Origin of the sequence: Streptomyces sp. rh34 (assembly GCF_002551245.1) — a bacterium.
Classification (GTDB): Bacteria; Actinomycetota; Actinomycetes; order Streptomycetales; family Streptomycetaceae; genus Streptomyces.
This window is the reverse complement of sequence record NZ_NTGZ01000332.1, coordinates 1-7,310: the sequence shown is the minus strand read 5'-3', so window position 1 is coordinate 7,310 and position 7,310 is coordinate 1. Positions and strand designations below refer to the sequence as shown.

The 7,310-nt window shown below is 73.0% G+C and carries 7 protein-coding genes and 1 pseudogene; 2 read left to right on the top strand and 6 right to left on the bottom strand.

What is annotated here, in order from left to right:
• Positions 1 to 43 precede the first annotated feature (43 nt).
• Both CR470_RS34300 and CR470_RS34295 read right to left on the bottom strand, forming a co-directional pair.
• Complete coding sequence (locus CR470_RS34300) at positions 44 to 562, bottom strand: ATP-binding protein (RefSeq protein ID WP_003970858.1); 519 nt, start codon at positions 560 to 562, stop codon at positions 44 to 46.
• Positions 563 to 819: 257 nt separating this feature from the next.
• Entirely contained in the window at positions 820 to 1,137 is a 318-nt protein-coding gene (locus CR470_RS34295) for a hypothetical protein (RefSeq protein ID WP_097871336.1), read from the bottom strand.
• Between the two features lie 232 nt (positions 1,138 to 1,369).
• Here CR470_RS34295 and CR470_RS34290 point away from each other — a divergent pair, with 232 nt between their 5' ends.
• The gene (locus tag CR470_RS34290; protein ID WP_097871334.1) at positions 1,370 to 2,503 is read left to right on the top strand and encodes a PLP-dependent cysteine synthase family protein; all 1,134 of its coding nucleotides are present in this window, start codon (positions 1,370 to 1,372) and stop codon (positions 2,501 to 2,503) included.
• Between the two features lie 21 nt (positions 2,504 to 2,524).
• On the opposite strand, the gene CR470_RS34285 is transcribed toward CR470_RS34290, so the two are convergent.
• The 4 genes from CR470_RS34285 to CR470_RS34270 all read right to left on the bottom strand — a co-directional run bounded on the left by CR470_RS34285 (position 2,525) and on the right by CR470_RS34270 (position 6,193).
• Positions 2,525 to 3,004, bottom strand: coding sequence for an SRPBCC family protein (locus tag CR470_RS34285; RefSeq protein ID WP_097871333.1), 480 nt, complete (start codon positions 3,002 to 3,004; stop codon positions 2,525 to 2,527).
• A gap of 61 nt (positions 3,005 to 3,065) precedes the next feature.
• Positions 3,066 to 4,658: an SDR family oxidoreductase gene (locus CR470_RS34280; protein ID WP_097871335.1), complete on the bottom strand. Its 1,593-nt coding sequence runs from the start codon at positions 4,656 to 4,658 to the stop codon at positions 3,066 to 3,068.
• 165 nt (positions 4,659 to 4,823) lie between these two features.
• Positions 4,824 to 5,270, bottom strand: a complete 447-nt coding sequence (locus tag CR470_RS34275; protein ID WP_097871332.1) for an SRPBCC family protein — start codon at positions 5,268 to 5,270, stop codon at positions 4,824 to 4,826.
• Between the two features lie 62 nt (positions 5,271 to 5,332).
• Positions 5,333 to 6,193, bottom strand: a complete 861-nt coding sequence (locus tag CR470_RS34270) for a DeoR/GlpR family DNA-binding transcription regulator (RefSeq protein ID WP_097871331.1) — start codon at positions 6,191 to 6,193, stop codon at positions 5,333 to 5,335.
• Between the two features lie 263 nt (positions 6,194 to 6,456).
• Between CR470_RS34270 and CR470_RS34265 the strand changes: the two are divergent.
• Positions 6,457 to 7,310 (top strand): annotated as a pseudogene (locus CR470_RS34265) (hypothetical protein); the annotation flags it as partial.

Genomic DNA, 7,310 nt, shown 5'->3' with positions numbered 1-7,310 from the left:
CCGCCGCACCCCCGGCCCGGCCGTGCGCGCCCGGCCCGTCCCGTCAGCCGACGACGGCCGACCGGGCGGGCACGGCCACGATGTCGTCGGGGGTGATGGTCACGGCCCCGAACGGCCCGTCGGTCATCGACCCGTAGACCGCGAGCGGTGGCAGGGTCGAGGCGCCGGTGGCCGCCGGCAGGGTGAACCAGACGGCCTTCCCGGCCGAGCCGATCGGCCGCACACCCCAGCTCTCGCTGACGGCCGCGATCAGGGCCAGGCCCCGGCCCGACGTGGCGAACGAGTCCGCCTCGTTGACCGTGGGCAGGCGCGGGTCGTGGTCGTGGACGGAGACCGTCAGACGGTCGAGCAGCAGCTCGATGTCGACGGTGCATGACTTGTCCGGCTGTGCGTGCCGGTGAACATTGGTGAGAAGCTCGGTGACGCCCAGGGCCGCCTGGTCGATCAGAGGATCGAGATGCCAGTAGCGCAGTTGCGCCGAAATGATTCTGCGGACCTGACCGATCCGCGACGGCAGGGCCTGGAGCTCCACCGTGCAGTGCCTGCTTGGCTCGCTGATCACGGCTGCGACTCCCCGAAATAGGTCCGGAAGAAGAGAAGAGACACCAACGGAGCCGGCGGACGACTGACTGCCGAATCCGCTCTGCTCTTGTCGTGTCTGCTCGTGTCGCGCGATCCGGCCCGTGGGGCGGATCGCTCTGTCACCGAGGGTGCACCTTCAGTGACATGGGTCCAGCGTGGCCCAGGGGATACGGCTCCGCAACTCGCGGGGGGAGCCCGGCGGCCCGGGTACCGGCCCGCCCTGCCCGCTGCCGGCACTCAGTCCCGGCGGCCTCGCGCACTGCGCAGCGTCTCCAGGAAACGCCGCAACGGAGCCGCTCCGTCGCGTCTGCGGCTGCGCTGCCCCATCGTCAACCGGTAGCGCACCCCGTTCACCCGGGCGATGACGGAATCCGCCGCGATGAACCACCATGTGCGTGCACTCACCGAGCCCACCGGGGCGCTGTCGATCTCCCGCCCGCTGCTCGTGAGCAGCGACAGCCGCCCGTCCTTCACCACCACCTGACCAGCCCTGGTCAGCGACCGGGTGAACCGCTCGATCCTGACTCCCGACGCACTGAACTCGACGTCCGCCATGGCGGATTCGCCCCCCTTCGACACCACTCCTGCTGTGCAGTGTGCCCCGACGCGGGCCGGATCGCCAGAGGGCCCGGACGTGTGACGGACCCCGCGCGCACCGCCCGTCGCCGCCGCTTCGCGGGCGGCGGTCAAAGGTAGGGCTATGGGCCACCAAAGTGACCGTTTGCGCAGGTGGGGTGCATATCGTGGAGGCGCGGGGTACGGATCGACGAGCAACAGGAGCAGGCCCATGCACACCACTGAGCACGCAGCCGGGCACGGGGCCAGGGTGACCGTGGACGTCGACCGCAGCGACCCCGCGTACCGGGCCTGGCTGAAGGAGGCCGTCCGCAAGGTCCAGGCCGACGCGAACCGGTCCGCCGACACCCACCTGCTGCGCTTTCCGCTGCCCGAGGCGTGGGGCATCGACCTCTACCTCAAGGACGAGTCGACGCACCCCACCGGCAGCCTCAAGCACCGCCTCGCCCGCTCGCTCTTCCTGTACGGGCTCTGCAACGGCTGGATCCGGCCCGGCAAGCCGGTCATCGAGGCGTCCAGCGGCTCGACCGCCGTGTCGGAGGCGTACTTCGCCAAGCTGATCGGCGTCCCGTTCATCGCCGTGATGCCGCGCACCACCAGCCCGGAGAAGGGCCGCCTCATCGAATTCCACGGCGGGCAGTGCCACTTCGTGGACGACTCGCGCACCATGTACGAACAGTCCGCCGCCCTCGCCGCCGAGACCGGCGGGCACTACATGGACCAGTTCACCTACGCGGAGCGCGCCACCGACTGGCGCGGCAACAACAACATCGCGGAGTCGATCTACCAGCAGCTGCGCCTGGAGCGTTACCCGGAACCCGCCTGGATCGTCGCCACCGCCGGGACCGGCGGCACCTCGGCGACCATCGCCCGCTACGTCCACTACCTCCAGCACGACACCCGCATCTGCGTGCCCGACCCCGAGAACTCCTGTTTCTTCGACGGCTGGACCCACAACGACCCGCACGCCACCAGCGACCGCGGCTCGCGCATCGAGGGCATCGGCCGCCCGCGCATGGAGCCCAGCTTCGTGCCCGGCGCCATCGACCGCATGATGAAGGTGCCCGACGCAGCCAGCGTCGCCGCCGTCCGCGCCCTGGAGCGCGCCATCGGCCGCAAGGCGGGCGGGTCCACGGGCACCGGACTGTGGAGCGCCTTCAAGCTGATCGCCGAGATGGTGGAGCGGGGCGAGCAGGGCAGCGTCGTCACGCTGCTGTGCGACCCCGGCGACCGCTACCTGGACAAGTACTACTCCGACTCGTGGCTGGAGGAACAGGGCCTGGACATCGCCCCGTACACCGCCGCCATCGACGACTTCCTCAGGAACGGGACCTGGCCCTGCTGAGGCCGGACTCCGGCGCGTCGCTCAGGGCGTCGTCGTCGCCAGCCGCGCGTCCAGGCGGCGCACGGCGTCCCGGAAGGACCGGCCCACCCCCGCCCGCCCCAGGCTCAGGACCAGGCGGAACAGCCCCGTCCCGTCGGCGGCGAAGGTCCACTGCACCCGGGTGCCGGACCCCTCGGGAGTGAGCCGCCACTCCTCCAGCAGAGCCCGGAGGCCCGGGGCGTTGGACTCGTCGGCCCGATAGGCGTAGCACGTGTCCGGTTCGGCGGCCACGATCGTCTCGCGGAACCGGACCCCGCCCCGCAGCCGCACCTCGCGGCCCACGCCCGCACCGGTGGGCGTGGCCCGGGTGACGGCGGTGAACCAGGACGGCCAGGACGCGACATCCTCGGCGAGCGCGCGGTACACCACGTCCACCGGCGCGGACACCTCGGCGGCGAACACCAGACGTATCGGCGCGGAATCGGCGAACTCCCGTCCCACGGTACGGAGTCGGCGGGCCATCGCGTGCACCTCCGGGCGGTCTGCGGCGTGTGGAGCCGGGCATACGATAGCGGCCGCGCCATCAGTTGTCTGTACCACTGTCCGCCATCGGCGCACGGCGCTTCTCCTCGGCCGCGGCCGCCTCGGCGATATTGCGCGCCATCCCGCCGAACACGACCGAGTGGAAGGGCCACACGCTCCACCAGTACGCGTGACCGGGCAGCCCACGCGGATGGAACAGGGCGCGCTGCCCGTACACCGTCCGGCCCCGGTCGTCGCGGCGCACCGACAGCTCCAGCCAGGCCGGCCCCGGCAGCCGCATCTCGGCCCGCAGCCGCAGCAGTTCGCCCGGCAGGATCTCCTCCACCCGCCAGAAGTCCAGCGAGTCGCCCGCCCGCAGCCGCTGGGCGTCCCGCCGGCCGCGCCGCAGCCCCACCCCGCCGACGAGACGGTCGAGCCAGCCGCGTGCCGCCCAGGCCAGCGGGAAGGAATACCAGCCGTTCTCCCCGCCGATGCCCTCGATCACCCGCCACAGCGCGTCCGGACCGACCGGCACGGCCAGCTCCCGGTCGTCGCGGTAGAGGCTGCCGCCCGCCCAGTCCGGGTCGGTGGGCAACGGGTCGCTCGGCGCGCCGGGCACCGAGGCGTTGGACCAGCGGGTGTCGACCCGCGCCTCCCGGATCCGCTCCAGGGCCAGGCGCACCGCCCGGTCGAAGCCGATGGGCGTGTTTGGCGGATCGGGGACGTACTCCGCGATGTCGTGCTCCCGGCACACCACCTCGTGGCGCAGCGACTCCGTGAGCGGCCGGGCGATGGAGCCGGGCACCGGTGTGACCAGACCGACCCAGCGGCTGGAGAGCGTCGGGGTGAGCACCGGCACGGGCAGGATCAGCCGTCGCCGGAGCCCCGCCGCCCGCGCGTAGCGCTGCATCATGTCCCGGTACGTCATGACGTCCGGGCCCCCGATGTCGAAGGCCCGGTTGACGTCCTCGGGCAGCTTCGCGCTCCCCACCAGATACCGGACGACGTCCCGTACGGCCACCGGCTGGATCCGGGTCCGCACCCAGCTCGGGGTGATCATCAGCGGCAGGCGCTCGGTGAGATATCGCAGCATCTCGAACGAGGCGGACCCCGAACCGATGACGATCGCCGCTCGCAGCACCGCCGTCGGCACCCCGGAGTCCAGCAGGATGTGGCCCACCTCGGCCCGCGAGCGCAGATGCGGCGACAGCTTCTTCTCCGGCACCCCGGCCGGGGTCAGCCCGCCCAGGTACACGATCCGGCGCACCCCGGCCGCCCGCGCCTGTTCGCCGAAGGTCGTCGCCGCCGTGCGGTCGGTCTCCTCGAAGGCCGAGCCGGAACCGAGCGCGTGCACCAGGTAGTACGCCACATCGACGTCCCGCATCGCCTCCGCCAGGGACGCGGCGTCGGTGACATCGCCGCGCACCACCTCGACCCGGTCCGCCCAGGGGTAGTCGCGCAGCTTCCCCGGCGTTCTGGCCAGGGTGCGCACCCGGTGTCCCGCATCGAGCAGGGCGGGCACCAGCCGGCCGCCGATGTAGCCGGTCGCCCCGGTCACCAGAGAGCGCGGGCGCGAGCTGTCGGAGCTGTCCGGGTCCTCGGGGGGACGCAGGTCGCCGGAGCCGCCGTCGGAGGTGTCGTCAAGGTCCGTCACCTTTCCGAGTCTGGCACCGGACGACCCGTACGACCGGTCGGGGGCTCCGTACGGCGGCATGGACGTCACCGGTACGGGAGTGCTTTCCGGGTCCGACGGCTCCGCGTCCATGACCCTCGCTCCCGCTCGGCGCACCGCCACGAGCGCCGCGCGCCCCCGGCGCTCCTATGTTTCGCCGGGGGAGGCGAGCAGGGCGTCCAGGACCTTGCCGAACATCCGCCGTCCGGTGGAGGCGAGCAGCGGATCACCCCACCGGGGCACCAGCCGCACCCGCAGTTCCTCGACCCAGACCACATGCGAACCGGAATCCGTGGGAAGCACGTCGATCGAAGCCCGGCCCAGCACCACGGCCCCCCGCTTCTCCAGGCGGCAGACCCCGGCCCGGCCCCCGGCGGGCGGCGTCCACCGCACCACTTCCATCGGGTCGTCGAACGCCAGCGGGCCCAGCCCCGTACGCGCCACGAAGACCGTCCCGAGCTGTGAGGGAAGGCCGGTCGGGACCGAGATCGCGGTCAACGGCACCTGCGCCGCGTGCCGTTCCCAGTCGGTCACCCGGCGCCAGGCCTCGGCTGCGGGGAGAGGGGAGAAACGCTCGATCCGGAAGACGGCCACCCCACGATCCTATGGGGTGCCCGCCGGGCCCGCCGGGCCGAACGGAACCCGAAGGGCCCGCGTCAGCCCTCGGCGGCGGGCGAAGCCCCGTCGGCCTCGGCGGGGGCGTCGCCCGCCACCAGCAGACCCGGCAGATGCTCCCCGATCTCCGCGCGCGTCCGCGGGGCCAGGCCCGCGTCCGTGACGAACGTGTCGACCTCCTCCAGCGCGGCGAAGGAACTCAGGCCCACAGTCCCCCACTTGGTGTGATCGGCGACGACCACGATCCGGCGCGCCGCCCGGACGAAACGGCGGTTGGTCTCCGCCTCCGCGAGGTTGGGGGTCGAGAGCCCGGCCTCGGCCGAGATCCCGTGCACGCCGAGGAACAGCACATCGAAGTGCAGGGAGTCGATGGCCCGGTCCGCGACCGGCCCGACCAGCGAGTCCGAGGGAGTGCGCACCCCGCCCGTCAGCACCACCGTCGCCGCCCCGGGCCGCGCGCCGCGCCCCCCGGCCGGACGCTGCGCGTCGTGGAACACGTCGGCCACCCGCACCGAGTTGGTCACCACCGTCAGATCCGGCACGTCCAGCAGATGCCGGGCCAGCGCGAAGGTCGTCGTCCCGCCCGAGAGCGCGATCGCGCTGCCGGGCACCGCCAACGCCGCCGCCGCCCGAGCGATGTCCTCCTTGGCGCTCAGCTCCAGCGCCGACTTCGCCTCGAACCCGGGCTCGTGCGTACTCGCCTCGACGACCGGGACCGCACCGCCGTGGACCTTCTCGATCACGCCCTGGCGGTCCAGGGCGTCCAGGTCCCGGCGGATCGTCATGTCGGAGACGTTCAGCTTGCGGGTCAGCTCGTTGACCCGGACCCCACCACGCCTGCGTACCTCGTCGAGGATCAGCGCGCGTCGCTGCTCCGCGAGCAGGTTCTGATTCTCGCTCAACGCCGGGTCCGGTCCTTCCCTCTGCCGTACGGTCCGCAGCGGTCTGCGCGACACGCTCATCCTGCCACGCAGGCATGCCCGGCGTATCACCTGGGGAGATTCCGTGAGACCGCTTCACGCACCCGCCCCGCGCCCGGAATCCTGGGGCTTCGCGACCGGCGGGTCACCACGCCCGGAGCCCACGGCGTCCCGGCCCCGCACCACCCGCCCCTGTGCACGTCTCCGTCGGCCGCGAGGCCGACGCGCCCGAGAGAGAGTCCCCCTTGGCCCCTGCTGCCACGCCCTCGCCCTCGTCCTCGCCTTCCTCCCCGTCTCCGCAGCACACCGGGACCGCACTGGAACTGCTCGTCCACGGCGTCGGCGGCGCCACCCCGCAGGAGATGCTGGGCGACCCCCGTACCGTCCGGGTCACCGGGGACGAGACCGCGGCCGTGTACCGGCGCACGGAGGACGCCCACGGCGAGAAGCACCCCGAGCGCTACCGGGACGAGCCCGTCGCCGAGGCGTACTGCTGGTCCGGCCTCACCTCCGGCAACGGCTCCCGTGCGCTGTGGCTGCTGCTCCTGCCGTTCATGGTGGTCAACCTCGCCCACTGGATGCGTCCCACCGCCACCGGCCGCACCCGCGCGGTCCGGCTGTACGGCGTGCTGGTGCGGCTCGTCGCGCTCAGCCTCACCGTGCTGCTCACGGCGGCCGCCTGCGAAGTCGCCCTGGACCTGCTGGCCTGGCAGTGCGCGGGCGCCGAGGCCTGTGCCGAACGCCGTTCCTGGCTCGGCTTCCTGTCGGCACATCAGGGCGGCTGGTGGTCCCAGCCAGGCCGCCGCCTCGCCCTGGCCGCCGTCGTGCCCGCGGCCCTCGTGGGGCTCCTGTGGTACCTGTCCAACCGGACCTGGAGCGCGTACGAGTCCCAACGCCCCCTGGACGAAGCCGACATCGACGCGCACGACCCCGAGGGGCCGCGGGAGGCCCACGGCCCCGGCGCGCCCGACCCGGACACCGACGGGGCCCCGCACCCACCCGCTCCGGTCCGCCCCGCGCTCGGCAGGCCCGGCTTCTGGTACGGCCGCCGGATCGTCGCCCGGCTCCGCGCCGCCCACACGGCGGCCGGGTTCCTGAC